The organism is Craterilacuibacter sinensis, assembly GCF_009831765.1.
Taxonomy (GTDB): Bacteria; Pseudomonadota; Gammaproteobacteria; order Burkholderiales; family Chromobacteriaceae; genus Craterilacuibacter; species Craterilacuibacter sinensis.
Genome location: NZ_WSSB01000012.1, coordinates 62,934 through 77,901 on the forward strand (window position 1 = coordinate 62,934; position 14,968 = coordinate 77,901).

Genomic DNA, 14,968 nt, shown 5'->3' on the forward strand with positions numbered 1-14,968 from the left:
TTATTGTAGATTGTATACAATATTGCGCGAGATCAAGGTCGTTTGCGATAGCGGATTCTACTATCCGCTATCGCCTTTTGTTTGTTTGGTTTAAACCATGGATTCCCGTTCTTCCAGCAGCACCGCGCATGCGGTGCTGCTTGTCATTTGTGCCATTGTGTTCTGGGCCAGTAATGTGGTGATTGCGCGCGCCTTTCGCGCCGAATTAACCCCTTTCTGGCTGGCGTTCTGGCGCTGGTCCTGCGCGACACTGGTATTGTTTCCCTTTGTGCTCAAGCCCTTGTGGCGGGAGCGTGCGCTGCTGTGGGCGGTGCGCGGGCGGCTGTTCTGGCTGGCACTGTTCGGCATTATGGGTAACAACGCCTTTATCTATCTTGGGGTCGCCAGTGCCAGTGCCACTAGCGCGGCCGCCTTGCAGACCTTTACTCCGGTGTGGATTATGCTGCTCGGCGCACTGGTACTGGGGCGACGTCTGCCTTTACTGGCATGGGCCGGGGTGGTGTGTGCGGTAGCGGGAGCGTTGACCATTGCCTCCGAAGGAAATCTGGCCGCTATTGTGGCGCTGCAGATGGGTGCAGGAGAGGCCTGGCTGATTGCTGCTAGCCTGTGCTGGGCGATTTACACACTGATTGTGATGACCCTGCCACGCGAACTGAATGCCGGTGCCTTGCTGGCTATCCAGATGGCGCTGGGATCTTTGCTTTTGCTGCCCTTGGCGCTCGTGTTCGAGCCAGCGACGCTGGCACCGGCCTTGTGGAGTAGCGAAACCATGGTGGCCGTACTGTATCTGGGCGTCTTCCCCTCAGTGCTGGCTTATGTGTTCTACAACCGTGCGGTTAAGGTGCTGGGCGGCGAGCGTACCGGCAACTTTATGAACCTGTTGCCGGCGGCCTCAAGCTTGCTGTCGTTTGTTTTTTTGGGCGAGATGCTGCAAGGTTTTCACCTGCTGGGCTTTGCTGGAATTATGGGCGGCATCGTCTTGTCGGCGGGTGTTAAGCCCAGTTTGCCGCGCTGGCTGCGCGAACTGGTGCGCGGCGATATATTGCCGATGTCGCGTTAAGTTGAAAACCGGCGGCAGGACGCCGCCGGCCGGTATCAACCTACGCGGCCAACAATGGCTGCGGTGGCAATCAGCTCTTCAAGCAGAGCCATCGAGGCCTTGCCGCTGACCACAAAGGGGTTCAGTTCGGGCTTTTCCGAGTACTTAAGCAAAGTGCCCGGATTGACCTTGGCCAGGTTGACCTGACCCATGGTCCAGTTGGCAAAGCGCCGCTCGCTGATTTCCTCGAAATGCAGCAACTCGACGCCATGATGGCGCGTGTCGGCGGAAATCCGGCTGTAAAGTGCTGAAACCTCGGCACGGCCGCCCTCCAGTACCTGCATGAAAATATCCCCGCTAAAACACAGAATGCCGGTCAGGCCATTGGCCGGGTTGTGTGCATGAGACTGGGCCAGAATGGAGTCCAGCAGATCCTGAGTATGGGGCTGAACGGCACGACTAGCGTAAAGCAGGCGAACGAGCATGGAGTGGGTCCTCAGTTTTTATTGGGAAGCAGGGCAAGGAATTCACGACGCAGGTCTGGATTCTTCAGGAAAGAGCCACGCATCACGCTATTGATCATCTTGGAATCCATATCCTTTACGCCGCGCCAGTGCATGCAGAAATGGTCCGCCTCCATCACGATAGCCAGCCCGTCCGGGCTCATCTTGTCTTGCAGTAAATTGGCCAGTTGGATAACGGCTTCTTCCTGTATCTGCGGACGGCTCATCGTCCATTCGGCCAGGCGCGCATACTTGGACAGGCCGATCAGGTTGGAGTGCTCGTTGGGCATAATGCCTATCCACAGACGGCCGATAATCGGACAGAAGTGGTGCGAGCAGGCGCTACGCACGGTGATCGGGCCGACTATCATCAGCTCGTTCAGGTGCTCGGCATTGGGGAACTCGGTCACTGGCGGCTGCTCGACATAGCGGCCTTTGAATACCTCGTTCAGGTACATCTTGGCCACGCGCCGTGCTGTGTCCTGTGTGTTGTGGTCGCTCTCGGTATCGATTACCAGGCTTTCCAGCACGCCCTTCATCTTGAGCTGAACTTCATCCAGCAGTTCTGCCATTTCGCCCTGCTCGATAAAGGCAGAAATATTGTCGTTGGCGTGAAAACGCTGGCCGCTACGGCGGATGCGTTCGCGGATGCGGCTGGAGACGGGCGTTTTGTATTCGGTGTTGCCGTTTGCTTCCGGCTTGATGTCAGTGCTCACGCGCAAGGTCCTGTTCTGATGTCGCTAACTACGGCAGGGCTGGAGTAGGCCGCGCCGAACGGATGACACTGAGTGTAGGGCAAATGCCGCATGCCGTCGATTAGCGGGGTGGGGTCTTGCTTTAAGAACACCATATGGGATATGGCTACGCTGGGTATTCAGCGTAGCCAGTATTGGGGGAATGTGGGCTGCTTGTACGAATTCGCACAACAAGTTTTTATTTATCATTAGACGTCACTGAGGGTGGCTTGTCGGTCTGCTTGCTGCATGCCTTGGTAGCGGGTGAACCGCTCTTTAAGTACCTGCAATGTCCAGATACATACATGCCAGCGGGCCAATATGGTGGTGCTATGCCTGTTTTCGTATTCACTGCGTTCAGCTCCAGTGCAGACAGTCGCGCCCCGCATGTTTGGCTCGATAAAGGGCATCGTCAGCCCGTTTGTAAGCCGCCTCAGTCGTATCGTCATGCACCGACAGAGCAGGTGTAAAACCAGTCAGGATATGCCGGAAAGCAATGCTGTGAACGTAACTGTCCAAGCACATGTTCTAGCAACTCGCTTGCGGCCTTTGATCAGCTATCCCTGAGTATTCGCATGAATTTCTCCCCGCTCAGACGTCCGAGGCTATTTTATTGGCGCACCCTGCTCTGCAGGAGTGCGGCAAGCTGACGCAGCACACGATCTCCAAAGGGATGGCCGTAGACGTCATTGGCCGGTTTGAATAGTTCTAGATCAACTATGCGATATTGTAGATGGCACCGAATCGTTGGATAGATTTTTATGGTTATTGGCCTGTAGTTTTATAGGAAACTCCGAAGCATGGATCGGAGGTGAGTATAATGATCCTTGATGCAATAATATTTTTTTGTTTATTAATTTTTTTCGTTGATATTCTTTTTTTACACCATCAGCGATGATGTTCAATTTCATAGAGTCGGCTAGGCAAACTATTGCGTTTAGAAGGATGTTTTTTTAAAAGGATCGATTTGGTCGATGAATATTTTGTCTATTTTAATTTTGTCTATCAGGTTTGTCATTTGAAGTGATTCAATATTGTTATACCCAGCTCCAAAGTTATCTATGGTAAGTTTTACCCCCATTCGAGAAAAGTCCATTAGCGCAGGGTGCGGTATTTCATTGTTGTCGTTGTGCTGGCCTGTTGTTTCAATGCATAATGTAATTTTTTCTTTATTTTCTTTGAAATAATTAAGAAAATAACGGCACTCTCTGGCAAATAACGGGTTGGAAATTATATTTCTGCTGGCGTTGAATGATACAAAAAAACCATCGGGATAGTTCATGTCTTTTAATGACTGTGCCGTCTTTCTCATTACTTGCCATGTAATATCTTCCATATGTCCAAAATTTTCCGCCATGGGCATGAACATCTCTGGTGTTCTTGCAGCATCGGGTGCATTTGGCCAGTTAATCAATACTTCTGCACCAACCCATTCCCCAGTCATCGCATTCACAATCGGTTGCAAGTAAGGTTCAAACTCATTTTTTTTTAGCCCAATGGCAAATTGGCTTGCTATTGGAAGAGATCTAGTTGCAAATAAAAGCACGGCTATGCTAAGTAAAATTGATAAAACAAGCAAAGACAATATATACCATTTGCACTCAGCAAAAAACCAATGTTTCATTTGCATTTTTGTGAATCTGTACGATATTTTTATAGGGTATTTTTTTGATGAGACATCATATTGATGGCTGTAGTATTTGTAATTAGATGTGTCTTTTATTGTCTTTTTATGGTCAATTTTTTGCGAGCCTAAAAGCACTTCTATACTGCCATTTTTGCCAATTTTGCTTGTAAATTTACTTGCTGGAAGTAGGGCCCACCCCATGTGGTCACCCAATATTTTCCTATAATAAATATAAGATGATTTTACATTTTTATGGTCGCTGAGCTGGAGAATTCCATACATATTATCCTGCATCTTACGAACTTCACTTGTTAAAATAGAGTCCCCAACAGTGGTGCCGCACATTCTGCCGCTAGCCAAGTTTGACACCCCGATTGCATTTACGTTGACCGTGGATGCTAGCATTAACCTTAATTCATCCAAGATCAGATCACATTCTCTTTCTTTTAGGCCTAATGAAATTAAATGAGCTTTTTCTGTGGTACGTCGCAACCCATCAATATATTCTTCAAATTTTTCAATATTATTATCCTGTTCACTTTGGATGTAATGTTCAACATATCTAAAAAAACACACCAAATGATCGTGATTCCAACTATTTGAACAAATATGGCTGTCGTTACTGACATGGCGACGGCCTTCCATTTGCTATCAGTATGCAAAAACATTTTAAATCGCTAGTTTGGTATCTATTAATATATTGATGTTAACATAATTACTTAAAAGAGCTATTCTAATATTCTATTTTCCGCTGCATCATTTCCCGGTCATTGCCGCGCGCGAATCCCTGGACGTGGCCTTGGCCAAGGGCTGGTTGTCGCAGGAGGAGTTTGCTGCGGTGACCCGCGCCCGCCGCCTGAAGCGCGAAGTGATCATGGTCGATGATTTCGACAAGAGCATGACCCACCACGACGAGCAAATGTTGTCGCGCGTGATTTTCTGAGTATTGCTTGAGCGCGGGTCTTGCCCGCGCAATCAAAAAGCCCGGCTGTCTGATAAGGCAGGCCGGGCTTTTTTGCGGATACTGCTGTTTTACAGGCCGGCTTCGATCAGGTCTTCGCGCGTCAACAGGAAGACAAAGCCATCGCCGCCGCTGGTTTCCAGCCAGACAAACGGCAGCTGTGGGTAGGCGGCTTCCAGTACGTCGCGGTTGTGGCCGATTTCGACCAGCAGTACCCCCTTGGGGTTAAGCAGGCGGCTGGCTTCGGCCAGGATGACGCGGGTTGCATCCAGCCCGTCACGGCCGGAGCCCAGTGCCAGTTCCGGTTCGTGCAGATACTCTTCCGGCAGTTCGTCTACCGACTCCTGATCGACGTAAGGCGGGTTGGAGATGATCAGGTCGTAAGGCTCTTCCAGTCCTTCGGTCATGTCGGAGTGGATGAGCTGGATGCGTTCCTGCAAGCCGTAGTTTTCGATATTGATGGATGCCACTTCTAGCGCGTCCAGCGAGATATCGACGGCATCGACTTGTGCGTCCGGATAATGGTGTGCCAGCTGGATAGCGAGGCAGCCCGAGCCGGTGCACAGATCCAGCGCGCGATGCACCAGTTCCGGGTGTTCGATCCACGGCTCAAGCGGCTCGCCCATTAGCTCATAGATAAAGGAGCGCGGCACCAGTACGCGCTCGTCCACATAGAAATTGAACTCACCCTGCCAGGCTTCGTGGGTCAGGTAGGCCGCCGGTACGCGCTCGACGGCACGCCGCGCAATGATGTCCAGTACGGCTTCGACTTCGCCTGGCAAGAGTCGTGCGTCCAGATAAGGATCCAGCGTGTCGATAGGCAACTTTAGTGTGGACAAAATCAGGTAGGCGGCCTCGTCATGGGCATTGCTGCTGCCGTGTCCATAGGACAACTCCGCTTCGTTGAAGCGGGAGATGGCGAAGCGCAACAGGTCGCGGATGGTCAGCAAGGTGCTGGCGGCTTGTGTGTACATAATGGTGTTCCGGCTAGGGCTTAATAGGGAAGGGCGTGCATCGCGCACGCCCTGTCATTCAAGCGGATAAAAATCAGAATGGAAGCGCAGCGTCGGTGACGGCACAAAGCGTGCGGCGGAAATCTGCCTTGATGCGCTCCAGCGCTTCTTCGCTGTCGGCTTCGAAGCGCAACACGATAACCGGCGTGGTGTTGGATGCGCGCGCCAGACCGAAACCATCGCGGTATTCGACGCGCAGGCCGTCCATGGTGATGATTTCTTCTGCGCCATCAAAGACGGCCGTTTCTTGCAGCTTGGCGATGAGCGCATGGTTTTCGCCCTCGGCCGCGAGCTTGATATTCAGCTCGGGGGTGGAGATGGCGTTAGGCAGCGCATTCAAAAGCGCGCTAGGGTCATCGACGCGCGACAGGATTTCCAGCAGGCGGGCGCCGGCGTAGAGCCCATCGTCAAAACCGTACCAGCGCTCTTTGAAGAACACATGGCCGCTCATTTCGCCGGCCATCAGCGCGCCGGTCTCCTTGATCTTGGCCTTGATAAAGCTGTGGCCGGTACGCGCCATCACCGGAATGCCGCCATTGTCGCGTATCCACGGCGCAAGCAGGCGCGTGGACTTGACATCGTAAATGACCTTGGCACCCTGGTTGCGCTCCAGTACGTCGGCGGCAAACAGCATCAGCTGGCGATCCGGCCAGATGATATTCCCTTCCTTGGTGACGACGCCGAGGCGATCGCCATCGCCATCGAAGGCCAGACCGATTTCTGCATCTGTCTTGTTCAGCGCCGTGACCACATCGGCCAGGTTTTCCGGTTTGGCCGGGTCGGGGTGATGGTTGGGGAAGGTGCCATCCACATCGCAAAACAGTTCGCGCACCTTGCAGCCCAGACGGCGATATAAGGTTGGTGCAAAGGCACCGGCTACACCGTTGCCGCAGTCGATGACGATATTCATCGGACGCGACAGCTTGATATCGCCGGTGATGCGCTCGAGATAGGCATCGGCAATATCGTGTTCGCGATAGCTGCCTTCGCCGCTGGCGAGATCCTTGGCCACAATGCGCTGGTAAAGGGCCTGAATATCTTCGCCGGACAGGGTGTCACCGGCGAGCATCATTTTGAAACCATTGTATTCCGGCGGATTATGGCTGCCGGTGACCATCACGCCCGACAGTGTGCCCAGTTCGTAAGCGGCGAAATACAGCATGGGCGTGGCCACCATGCCGACATCGATAACATCGATACCGGCTGCGCGTATCCCTTTGGCAATGGCTGCGGCCAGATCCGGGCCGGACAGACGTCCATCACGACCGACCACCATAGCCTTGACGTGGCGGGCGCGGGCTTCCGAGCCCAGTGCCTGGCCAATCAGCTGGGCGGTCTCCTGGGTCAGCGTCTTGCCGACTACGCCGCGAATATCGTAGGCCTTGAAAATTTCCTTGGAAAGTTTGGTCATTCCGGGCTCTTTCAGGTACATAAAGCCGCCCGCAGGCAGCAATTGAAGGGTTAGTTGGCTAATCGGGTGCTCAATTGTACCAGTTCGGTCAGCTTTTCATGTGCCCGGCCGCTGTCTATTGCCCTGCGTGCGGCAGCGATGCCTTCTGCCAGCGTAGGAGACACGCCGGCGCAGTAAATGGCGGCGCCGGCATTGATTAAAACGATATCGCGCGCCGCGCCGCTTTTGCCTTCCAGTACCGATAGCAGCAAGGCTTTGGATTGTGCGGCATTATCGGCACGGATCTGCGCCGGATCGATGTAATCAAGACCGTAGTCGCGCGGGTCTAGCTCGTATTCGGTGATGTGGCCGTCTTTCAGTTCGGCGACCAGCGTCGTACCGGCCAGGCTGATCTCGTCCAGCCCGTCCCTGCCATGCACCACCATCACATGGCGGCTGCCCAGCTGCTGCAGTACGCGCGCCTGAATGCCGACCAGATCGGGGTGGAAGACCCCCATTACCTGATTGTCGGCGCCGGCGGGGTTGGTGAGCGGGCCCAGAATATTGAAAATGGTGCGCACGCCAAGCTCTTTGCGGATGGGTGCGACATGGCGCATGGCCGAGTGATGGTTGGGCGCAAACATAAAGCCGAGGCCGACTTCATCGATGCAGCGCGCCACAGCGGCGGCATCCAGCTGCAGGCTGACGCCCAGCGCTTCAAGCACATCGGCACTGCCCGAGCTTGAGCTGACCGAGCGGCCGCCATGCTTGGCTACGCGCGCACCAGCCGCTGCCGCGACAAAAGCGGAGGTGGTCGAGATATTGAAGGTATGCGATTTGTCGCCACCGGTGCCGCAGGTGTCGACCAGAAAGTGCCGCTCCTTGACCGGAACCGGCGTGGCAAACTCGCGCATTACCGTGGCGGCCGCTGCAATTTCCGATACGTTTTCCACCTTGACCCTAAGGCCGATCAGAATGGCGGCGGTCAGCGCCGGCGAGATTTCGCCGCGCATGATCTGGCGCATCAGATCCAGCATCTCGTCGTAGAACAGCTCGTTCTGGTCTATCAGGCGGTTAAGGGCGGCTTGCGCGGTAATCATGATGGTTTCTCCGGTTTGTTATTGTTGTGTTGCACGCAGTGTATGCCGGGGCTCAGGCGAATTCCTTGAGGAAATTGTCCAGCATGCGGTGGCCATGTTGCGTCAAGATGGCTTCGGGGTGGAATTGCACGCCTTCGATAGGCAGCGTTTTGTGACGCACGCCCATGATCTCGCCATCGGCTGTCCAGGCGGTGATCTCCAGACAGTCGGGCAGCGTTTCGCGTTCGATCACCAGTGAGTGATAGCGGGTACAGACCACCGGGTCGGGCAGCTCGCGGAACATGCCGGTATTGTTGTGAAATACGTCGGACACTTTGCCGTGCATCAGTTGTTTGGCGTGTACGATTTTGCCGCCAAACGCCTGTCCTATGCTCTGGTGGCCCAGGCAAACCCCCATAATCGGCAGCTTGCCGGCAAAATGGTGGATTGCGGCAACCGAAATGCCGGCCTCGTTGGGAGAGCAAGGGCCGGGAGAAATCACCAGAAACTGCGGCGCCAGAGCTTCTATTTGCTCCAGCGTGATCTCGTCGTTGCGGAAAATTTTGACCTCTTGCCCCAACTCGCCAAAATACTGGACGAGGTTGTATGTGAATGAGTCGTAGTTATCTATCATAAGCAGCATGGTCGTGTCCTCTGTATAAAAGGTTGACGGTGTTTAGTCTTTTTTATGCGCCCTGGGGTGCGCCTTGTCGTAGACCTGTGCCAGATGCTGGAAGTCCACGGCAGTATAAATCTGGGTGCTGCTGAGGTTGGCGTGGCCGAGCATTTCTTGTACGGCGCGCAGGTCGCCCGATGATTGCAGGATATGGCTGGCAAACGAGTGGCGCAGCATATGCGGGTGGACGCGCCGATCCATACCGGCTTGTGCGGCCCAGCTGGCGAGGCGGTTTTGCACTTGGCGCGCGCCAAGCCGGGTGCCGCGCAGGCTGACAAACAAAGCTTCTCCTGCATTCAGGCTTTGGCGTGCTTCAAGCCAGGCGCAGATGGCTTGTGCAGCCTGGCTACCGACCTGACACAAACGTGCCTTCTTGCCCTTGCCCATGACGCGAACCAGCCCTTCATTCAGGCTGAGGTCGCTAAGGTCCAGTGCGCACAATTCGGCCAGTCGCAATCCGCCCGAATACATCAGCTCGAACATGGCCTGGTCACGCATGATCAGGCGTTCGTCACCTTGTCCGGGGCTTTCGTCCAGCAGGTGCATGGCTTTATCGACGGGCAAGGCTTTCGGTAAGCGCTTGGCAGACTTTGGCGCTTTCAGCCCTAGAAAGAGGGCGTCGCTGATGGCCTCTTTCTGGCTGATGAAGCTGAAAAATCGTCGCCATGCCGACAGGGCACGTGATAGCGACTTGCCATTTAAGCCTCGTGCGGCCAGGCGTGCCAGTTCGCGGGCGAGTTGCTCCCGCGTCAGGCTGGCGGGCGGCTGCACCGGATAGCTTTGTTGCAAAATGGCAAGATCGCGCTCGTAAGCCGCGACAGTGTGGCTGCTGAGTCCTTCCAGTTGCAGGTGCGAAACAAAGGCGGCACGCGCGACTTGCCAGTCCATGTCAGGCACCGCGGCGCAGGCGCGCCATCTGCATCAGGCGCTCGAACAACTGCATGTCCTGCTCGCTTTTAAGCAAGGCACCGGCCATGGGTGGCAGTGTTTGTGCGGCATGCTGGGCACGCAAGGTTGCGGGGGCGACCGATTCGGCTGCCAACAGGCGTATCCAGTCCAGTAGTTCTGAGGTAGATGGCTTTTTTTTCAGGCCGGGCAAGTCGCGTACCGAAAAAAATACATTCATCGCTTCTTGCACCAGTTGCTGCTGCAACTGCGGATAATGCACATCAATAATGGCCTGCATGGTGTCCCGTTCGGGAAAGCGGATGTAATGGAAGAAGCAGCGACGCAGGAAAGCGTCCGGCAGTTCCTTTTCATTATTGGAGGTGATCAGAATGATGGGGCGGTGACGCGCCCGCACGAATTCCTGCGTCTCATGCACAAAAAACTCCATCTGGTCCAGTTCACGCAGCAAATCGTTCGGGAACTCAATGTCGGCCTTGTCTATTTCATCAATCAGCAATACCGGCGCGACTTCCGCATCAAAAGCCTGCCACAGCTTGCCTTTGACGATGTAGTTGCGGATGTCGCTGACCTTGGCGTCTCCCAGTTGCGAGTCGCGCAGGCGGGAAACCGCATCGTATTCATACAGGCCGTGTTGTGCCTTGGTGGTGGATTTAATGGGCCAAACGATCAACTCGCGCCCCAGACTCTTGGCGACCTGCTCTGCCAGCATGGTTTTGCCGGTACCGGGCTCACCCTTGATCAGCAAGGGGCGCTCCAGTGTGATGGCTGCGTTGACCGCCATCATCAGGTCATCGGTGGCAACATAGTCATGGGTACCGGCAAAGCGTGGTTTCATCTCGTGGTTTCCTGTTGTTTTTTGATAAGGAAAGAGCCGCTCTTTGGCGGCTCTTGGCTGGACGCGGAAGTGGGCTAGCGGCGAATCAGCTCGGCCTCTACATCGTCCAGCGTAATGCGCCAGGCGCCAAGCATATAGCGCAGCAGGGCCATCTCGGCATCGCTGATCACACCGTCCGATTTGCAGACGTCAATCGCCAGCGCTGCGGTCAACAGGCGTTTTTGCCGGTCGGTAATGGCATCCAGGTAGCCATCGATCCGGTCTTTGTCGAACATGCTGATGAGTCCGTCATCCTGGGCTTCATCCGAAATTTCGTCGCAGAGTTGGGTAAGGGTGGCGACAAAACGTTTGCGTGACAGCCCGAGCAAGGAGTAAACGTGCAGGTTTTCCAGTGCGTCGAGCTCTCTTTCATCCATATTGCCATCGGTAATCATGAACATGGCAAGCAGTCTTGCCATGGATTCCGGACTGTTGGGTGCGTAACCGTTCAAGACATGTCTCCTGTATCTATACCGAATCGCCGGGAAAAAGCCTCAGGCATACGGGCTACTTTTTGTTGCGGATAATCAAAAAACACAATACCTGTTTTCAATCTTGCCACTTCCTTACCAGTATTGTCATCGTTTACTTGGTAAAGAATGTCACAGCCATAGCGATTGAAGTCGGTCAGCCCGATGGAAAAGGATAGCGTGTCGCCGTGGAAGGCCTGGCTTTTGTAGCAAATGGCCGCATCCGTCATGATAATGCCCAGTCCTTCCGTATCCATTTCGCTATAGCCTAGCGATTTGAGGAACTGCAGCCTTGCTTCATGTGCCAGCGATAAAACAGCGTCGTTGGCCAGATGTGCGCCGTAGTTGATGTCACCGATACGAACCGTGATCCGGGTGTTGAACAGGATAGGGTCGGGGAGGGGTAACTGCAGGCGGGCCATGTCGAACTTTCGTTTGCTGATCGGCTGCAGAATAATGATCTATTTAATTTGAATCAAGTCTCGGGCGTGCCGCTTTGTTAGACTAGGCTCATAACATGACAAACCCCGTACGGAGAACAGCATGTACAAACGTATCTATGTCCCGGTTGATGATAGCCAGACGTCCAACCTGGCCTTGAATGAGGCTTGCCGCTTGGCGAAGGAAATGTCGGCAGCTGTCAGACTGGTGCATGTGGTTGATCTGGCACAGTTTGGCTGGGGCGGTACCGAGTTTCTGGATGCCAGCGAGTTGCAGCAGTCAATCAAGCAGGCTGGTTCCCAGGTGTTGGCGCAGTCGGAAAGCCTGGCCGCAGGGCTGGGTGTGGTGGCCGAAACGCAGATACTGGAAAGCTGGGGCGACAAGATTTCGTCAGTACTGATGGATGATGCGGGCGAGTGGGGGGCGGATTTGATTGTGATGGGTACCCACGGTTACAGCGGGTTGATGCATATCCTGATGGGGAGTGTTGCCGAGGGCCTGCTTAAGCTGGCGGATGTGCCGGTACTCTTGGTGCGAAACAGCGAGCAGGAATAACAGGACTTGATGTTGTGTGCTACCGCTATGGCCGGCAGAGCCGTCATGACGGTAGCGCAGGAAAAGCCGAACCTGTTTCACCATGAAACAACACGCTTGGTTCGGCTTCTTTGCTTTAAATATCAGCTATGGGCAGCTGCAGCATCGCCGCCTTCGCCTTCCAGTGCTTCAATACGAGCGCGTACAGCCTTGCGCAGGCTCTTGTACAGGTCGGGATGGGTCTCTTTCAAGTACTCGACGATCTCGAAGTCTTCGCGCTTGACCTTGGCAAGATCAATCTGTTCGATATGAACCAGACGCAGCAGTTCGCGCACAGGCTTAGGCATATTGCGGCCGCTTTCGTAGCGGGAGCCGCCGGACTGGGTGACGCCGATACGGCTCCAGAATTCCTGCTGGTTCAGGCCGAGCTTGCGGCGGATTTCGCGTGGGTTGGCGATTTTTTCGAAGAGTTTCATGGTGATTTCCTCAGCTTATGAAAAGGTAATTATCGTTATGGGCGTTGCACACCCTGTACCATAGCAAAAAACTACATTCCACCAAGTCAAATGCAGGTGGATTTGTTTTTATATCGTATAAGTCTTATTTTAGCGCCAGCTAATACAGAAGTACAGCGGTATATGCTGAATGTGTCGCAAATGGAAATGCGTCTGTCGCCATGACGAAAGAATTGGGGGTGTATCTGGGGAAAACAAGAGGAGGGGTGGCGAGCCCGACCCCCGGCACTTGCACTAAATAGCTGTGGCTGCTTCCTTCCGGACCTGACCAGGTTCACTACCGTGCAATGCGGGGAGGCCCGCCATAGAAACTACGGGGCGGACTATAGCGGTAATTCGCCGCCAAGGCAAGCCTCGTCGATGTCTTCATGCTAGCCTGCGCTTTGTTGCTATCTTTTTATCCTAGCTTGTGCTGGTTAGGGGAGGTGGTGTGCTCGCAATGACGTGTCATGCGTTTACGCCATCTGCGTGCTCAAGCACAATAGAAGGGACGGCGTGCCGGGCAAAAGTCGGCATGTTTATATTTGGATCAACGACAAGAGCGATCATGACGCAACAGAACACAACAACGAGTAGTGCCAAGCTGGCCCGGGACGGTTTTACCTCCAGCTTCGGTGTATTGGCTGCCACGCTGGGCTCGGCGGTGGGTTTGGGTAATATCTGGAAGTTTCCTTATCTGACCGGTGCTAACGGTGGTGCGAGCTTCCTGCTGGTTTATTTGCTGGCGACCTTGCTGGTTGGCCTGCCGGTTATGATCTCGGAAATCATGCTGGGGCGAGCGGCCAAGCGTGATGCGGTGTCCAGCCTGAAAATACTGGCGCCAGCCGGGCAGCCATGGTGGCTGATCGGCGCATTCGGCGTATTGGCCGCCTTTCTGATCATGTCGTTTTATTCGGAAGTGGCAGCATGGGTGTTTGCCTATGTATTTAAGGCCATGGGGGGCAGCATCCTGTCCAGTGACCCCGCCGTGACATCGGCCGCTTTTGCTGCTTTGGTGGCTGATCCGGTCCAGTCGCTGTTATGGCAATGGGGGGTATTGCTGTTTATTGGCGGTATTTTGCTGCTGGGGGTGTCCAAGGGGATTGAAGCCGTCACCAAAAAGCTGATGCCGGTTTTGTTCCTGTTGCTGATTGTGCTGGGTGTGCGCAGCCTGATGTTGCCAGGTGCCGCCCAAGGCTTGAGTTTCCTGTTTACGCCGGACTTCTCCAAAATCACCGCTGGTGTGGTGCTGACGGCAATGGGTCTGGCTTTCTTTAAGCTGTCTATCGGTATGGGTACCATGATTACCTATGGCAGCTACTTCAAGGATGACCAGAATATCCCGCTGACCACCTTGCGCGTGATGGGCGCTGACCTGTTTGTCTCCATGCTGGCCGGTATTGCCATTTTCCCTGCCGTGTTCTCGTTCGGCTTCGAGCCTGCCGCCGGTCCTTCGCTGGTGTTTATTACCATCCCTGCCGTGTTTGCCAGCATGCCGTTCGGTCATGTGTTTATGGTGCTGTTTTTCGTTTTGACGGCTATCGCCGCGACCGGTGCCATGCTGTCCATTCTGGAGGTGCCGGTATCGGTCATGGTTGGGCGCTTTGGTGTCAGCCGGCCGCGTGCGGTGCTGTTTACCCTGTTGCTGCTGGCGGCAATCGGTTCGACCTGCGCACTGTCCGGCAGCCTGCTGGCAGACTTCAAACTGTTTGGCCTGAATATGTTTGATCTGTTTGACGAAGTGAGCTCCAAACTGATCATGCCGGCTGGCGGTATTGCCTTGTGCCTGTTTGTGGGCTGGGTATGGGGTTTTGACCGTATGCGCGATGCGCTGAGCAACCATGGCCAATTGCAGAACGAGGGCTTGCTGCGTGCCCTGTTCTTTGTCATCCGCTACGTCACACCTTTGCTGGTGCTGCTGGTGATGTTGAGCGGTCTGGGTGTGTTCTGATTATCTAGCCTGCTCTCGCTTTGATTGATGCCCGCGCTTGCGCGGGCATTTTCTTTGGGCTGAGCGGAGACCTTGCTGCCTGTGTTTAATGGTAAAAGCGGATTTGTTTTGTTTTGCTTATATAGCATGCCTGGTGGATTCATAGCCTCTTGTTACAAGGGCGGGCAGATAGAAAATAAGCTGGTGTTCCGGTCGTGATGGCCGGCGTTTGCTGTGAAAAATCAGGCTGAACGGTCGGCGTGTGGTGCGGCTTGCGTAGCAGGAATGCTACAC

The 14,968-nt window shown here is 54.3% G+C and carries 17 protein-coding genes and 1 other RNA gene; 4 read left to right on the plus strand and 14 right to left on the minus strand.

The annotated features are described in order from the left end of the window. Positions 1-97 precede the first annotated feature (97 nt). Positions 98-1,060 (plus strand): DMT family transporter, encoded by a 963-nt coding sequence (locus tag GQF02_RS12745; RefSeq protein WP_160797660.1) that lies wholly within the window; start codon positions 98-100, stop codon positions 1,058-1,060. A gap of 35 nt (positions 1,061-1,095) precedes the next feature. Here the strand turns inward: GQF02_RS12745 and GQF02_RS12750 are convergent, their stop codons facing one another. The 4 genes from GQF02_RS12750 to GQF02_RS12765 all read right to left on the minus strand — a co-directional run bounded on the left by GQF02_RS12750 (position 1,096) and on the right by GQF02_RS12765 (position 4,548). Then, entirely contained in the window at positions 1,096-1,524 is a 429-nt protein-coding gene (locus GQF02_RS12750; RefSeq protein ID WP_124736179.1) for a BLUF domain-containing protein, read from the minus strand. An 11-nt stretch (positions 1,525-1,535) separates the two neighbouring features. Then, positions 1,536-2,258, minus strand: a complete 723-nt coding sequence (folE, locus tag GQF02_RS12755) for a GTP cyclohydrolase I (protein ID WP_328698621.1) — start codon at positions 2,256-2,258, stop codon at positions 1,536-1,538. Positions 2,259-2,886: 628 nt separating this feature from the next. Beyond that, complete coding sequence (locus GQF02_RS16220; RefSeq protein ID WP_160797718.1) at positions 2,887-3,045, minus strand: diguanylate cyclase; 159 nt, start codon at positions 3,043-3,045, stop codon at positions 2,887-2,889. Between the two features lie 168 nt (positions 3,046-3,213). Beyond that, positions 3,214-4,548 carry an EAL domain-containing protein gene (locus GQF02_RS12765; protein WP_160797661.1) on the minus strand — a complete coding sequence of 445 codons (1,335 nt, stop codon included), beginning with the start codon at positions 4,546-4,548 and terminating at the stop codon, positions 3,214-3,216. A 154-nt stretch (positions 4,549-4,702) separates the two neighbouring features. On the opposite strand from GQF02_RS12765, the gene GQF02_RS12770 reads away from it, so the two are divergent. Beyond that, positions 4,703-4,846 carry a hypothetical protein gene (locus GQF02_RS12770; RefSeq protein ID WP_160797662.1) on the plus strand — a complete coding sequence of 48 codons (144 nt, stop codon included), beginning with the start codon at positions 4,703-4,705 and terminating at the stop codon, positions 4,844-4,846. Between the two features lie 89 nt (positions 4,847-4,935). On the opposite strand, the gene prmB is transcribed toward GQF02_RS12770, so the two are convergent. The 8 genes from prmB to GQF02_RS12810 form a co-directional block, all read right to left on the minus strand. Continuing rightward, the gene (prmB, locus tag GQF02_RS12775) at positions 4,936-5,838 is read right to left on the minus strand and encodes a 50S ribosomal protein L3 N(5)-glutamine methyltransferase (protein WP_124734041.1); all 903 of its coding nucleotides are present in this window, start codon (positions 5,836-5,838) and stop codon (positions 4,936-4,938) included. A gap of 73 nt (positions 5,839-5,911) precedes the next feature. Beyond that, entirely contained in the window at positions 5,912-7,288 is a 1,377-nt protein-coding gene (locus GQF02_RS12780; RefSeq protein WP_160797663.1) for a phosphomannomutase/phosphoglucomutase, read from the minus strand. A 50-nt stretch (positions 7,289-7,338) separates the two neighbouring features. Beyond that, the gene (trpD, locus tag GQF02_RS12785) at positions 7,339-8,367 is read right to left on the minus strand and encodes an anthranilate phosphoribosyltransferase (RefSeq protein ID WP_160797664.1); all 1,029 of its coding nucleotides are present in this window, start codon (positions 8,365-8,367) and stop codon (positions 7,339-7,341) included. 52 nt (positions 8,368-8,419) lie between these two features. Next, positions 8,420-8,989 (minus strand): aminodeoxychorismate/anthranilate synthase component II, encoded by a 570-nt coding sequence (locus GQF02_RS12790; RefSeq protein ID WP_160797666.1) that lies wholly within the window; start codon positions 8,987-8,989, stop codon positions 8,420-8,422. A gap of 33 nt (positions 8,990-9,022) precedes the next feature. Further along, on the minus strand, positions 9,023-9,910 hold the full coding sequence (locus GQF02_RS12795; RefSeq protein WP_160797668.1) for a tyrosine recombinase XerC: 888 nt from the start codon (positions 9,908-9,910) through the stop codon (positions 9,023-9,025). Position 9,911: 1 nt separating this feature from the next. Then, positions 9,912-10,766, minus strand: a complete 855-nt coding sequence (locus GQF02_RS12800) for an AAA family ATPase (RefSeq protein ID WP_160797670.1) — start codon at positions 10,764-10,766, stop codon at positions 9,912-9,914. Between the two features lie 74 nt (positions 10,767-10,840). Then, positions 10,841-11,257, minus strand: a complete 417-nt coding sequence (locus GQF02_RS12805) for a tellurite resistance TerB family protein (protein ID WP_220789468.1) — start codon at positions 11,255-11,257, stop codon at positions 10,841-10,843. After that, positions 11,254-11,697, minus strand: a complete 444-nt coding sequence (locus GQF02_RS12810) for an acyl-CoA thioesterase (RefSeq protein WP_124734034.1) — start codon at positions 11,695-11,697, stop codon at positions 11,254-11,256. Before GQF02_RS12810 ends, GQF02_RS12805 begins: the two co-directional genes overlap by 4 nt. A gap of 121 nt (positions 11,698-11,818) precedes the next feature. Between GQF02_RS12810 and GQF02_RS12815 the strand changes: the two genes are divergently transcribed. Then, complete coding sequence (locus GQF02_RS12815) at positions 11,819-12,271, plus strand: universal stress protein (protein WP_124734033.1); 453 nt, start codon at positions 11,819-11,821, stop codon at positions 12,269-12,271. A gap of 122 nt (positions 12,272-12,393) precedes the next feature. Here GQF02_RS12815 and GQF02_RS12820 read toward each other — a convergent pair whose 3' ends face one another. Next, positions 12,394-12,726 (minus strand): helix-turn-helix domain-containing protein, encoded by a 333-nt coding sequence (locus tag GQF02_RS12820; RefSeq protein ID WP_124734032.1) that lies wholly within the window; start codon positions 12,724-12,726, stop codon positions 12,394-12,396. Positions 12,727-12,970: 244 nt separating this feature from the next. Further along, positions 12,971-13,069: signal recognition particle sRNA small type (gene ffs / locus GQF02_RS12825), an RNA gene on the minus strand. 243 nt (positions 13,070-13,312) lie between these two features. On the opposite strand from ffs, the gene GQF02_RS12830 reads away from it, so the two are divergent. After that, positions 13,313-14,695: a sodium-dependent transporter gene (locus GQF02_RS12830; protein ID WP_160797672.1), complete on the plus strand. Its 1,383-nt coding sequence runs from the start codon at positions 13,313-13,315 to the stop codon at positions 14,693-14,695. Positions 14,696-14,968: the final 273 nt, after the last annotated feature.

What these genes read in the sequence shown, in the direction of transcription:
- GQF02_RS12745 (WP_160797660.1), top strand. Translation starts at nt 98, where the DNA reads ATGGATTCCCGTTCTTCCAGCAGCACCGCGCATGCGGTGCTGCTTGTC.
- GQF02_RS12750 (WP_124736179.1), bottom strand. Translation starts at nt 1,524, where the DNA reads ATGCTCGTTCGCCTGCTTTACGCTAGTCGTGCCGTTCAGCCCCATACT.
- GQF02_RS12765 (WP_160797661.1), bottom strand. Translation starts at nt 4,548, where the DNA reads ATGGAAGGCCGTCGCCATGTCAGTAACGACAGCCATATTTGTTCAAAT.
- prmB (WP_124734041.1), bottom strand. Translation starts at nt 5,838, where the DNA reads ATGTACACACAAGCCGCCAGCACCTTGCTGACCATCCGCGACCTGTTG.
- GQF02_RS12780 (WP_160797663.1), bottom strand. Translation starts at nt 7,288, where the DNA reads ATGACCAAACTTTCCAAGGAAATTTTCAAGGCCTACGATATTCGCGGC.
- trpD (WP_160797664.1), bottom strand. Translation starts at nt 8,367, where the DNA reads ATGATTACCGCGCAAGCCGCCCTTAACCGCCTGATAGACCAGAACGAG.
- GQF02_RS12790 (WP_160797666.1), bottom strand. Translation starts at nt 8,989, where the DNA reads ATGCTGCTTATGATAGATAACTACGACTCATTCACATACAACCTCGTC.
- GQF02_RS12795 (WP_160797668.1), bottom strand. Translation starts at nt 9,910, where the DNA reads ATGGACTGGCAAGTCGCGCGTGCCGCCTTTGTTTCGCACCTGCAACTG.
- GQF02_RS12800 (WP_160797670.1), bottom strand. Translation starts at nt 10,766, where the DNA reads ATGAAACCACGCTTTGCCGGTACCCATGACTATGTTGCCACCGATGAC.
- GQF02_RS12810 (WP_124734034.1), bottom strand. Translation starts at nt 11,697, where the DNA reads ATGGCCCGCCTGCAGTTACCCCTCCCCGACCCTATCCTGTTCAACACC.
- GQF02_RS12815 (WP_124734033.1), top strand. Translation starts at nt 11,819, where the DNA reads ATGTACAAACGTATCTATGTCCCGGTTGATGATAGCCAGACGTCCAAC.
- GQF02_RS12820 (WP_124734032.1), bottom strand. Translation starts at nt 12,726, where the DNA reads ATGAAACTCTTCGAAAAAATCGCCAACCCACGCGAAATCCGCCGCAAG.
- GQF02_RS12830 (WP_160797672.1), top strand. Translation starts at nt 13,313, where the DNA reads ATGACGCAACAGAACACAACAACGAGTAGTGCCAAGCTGGCCCGGGAC.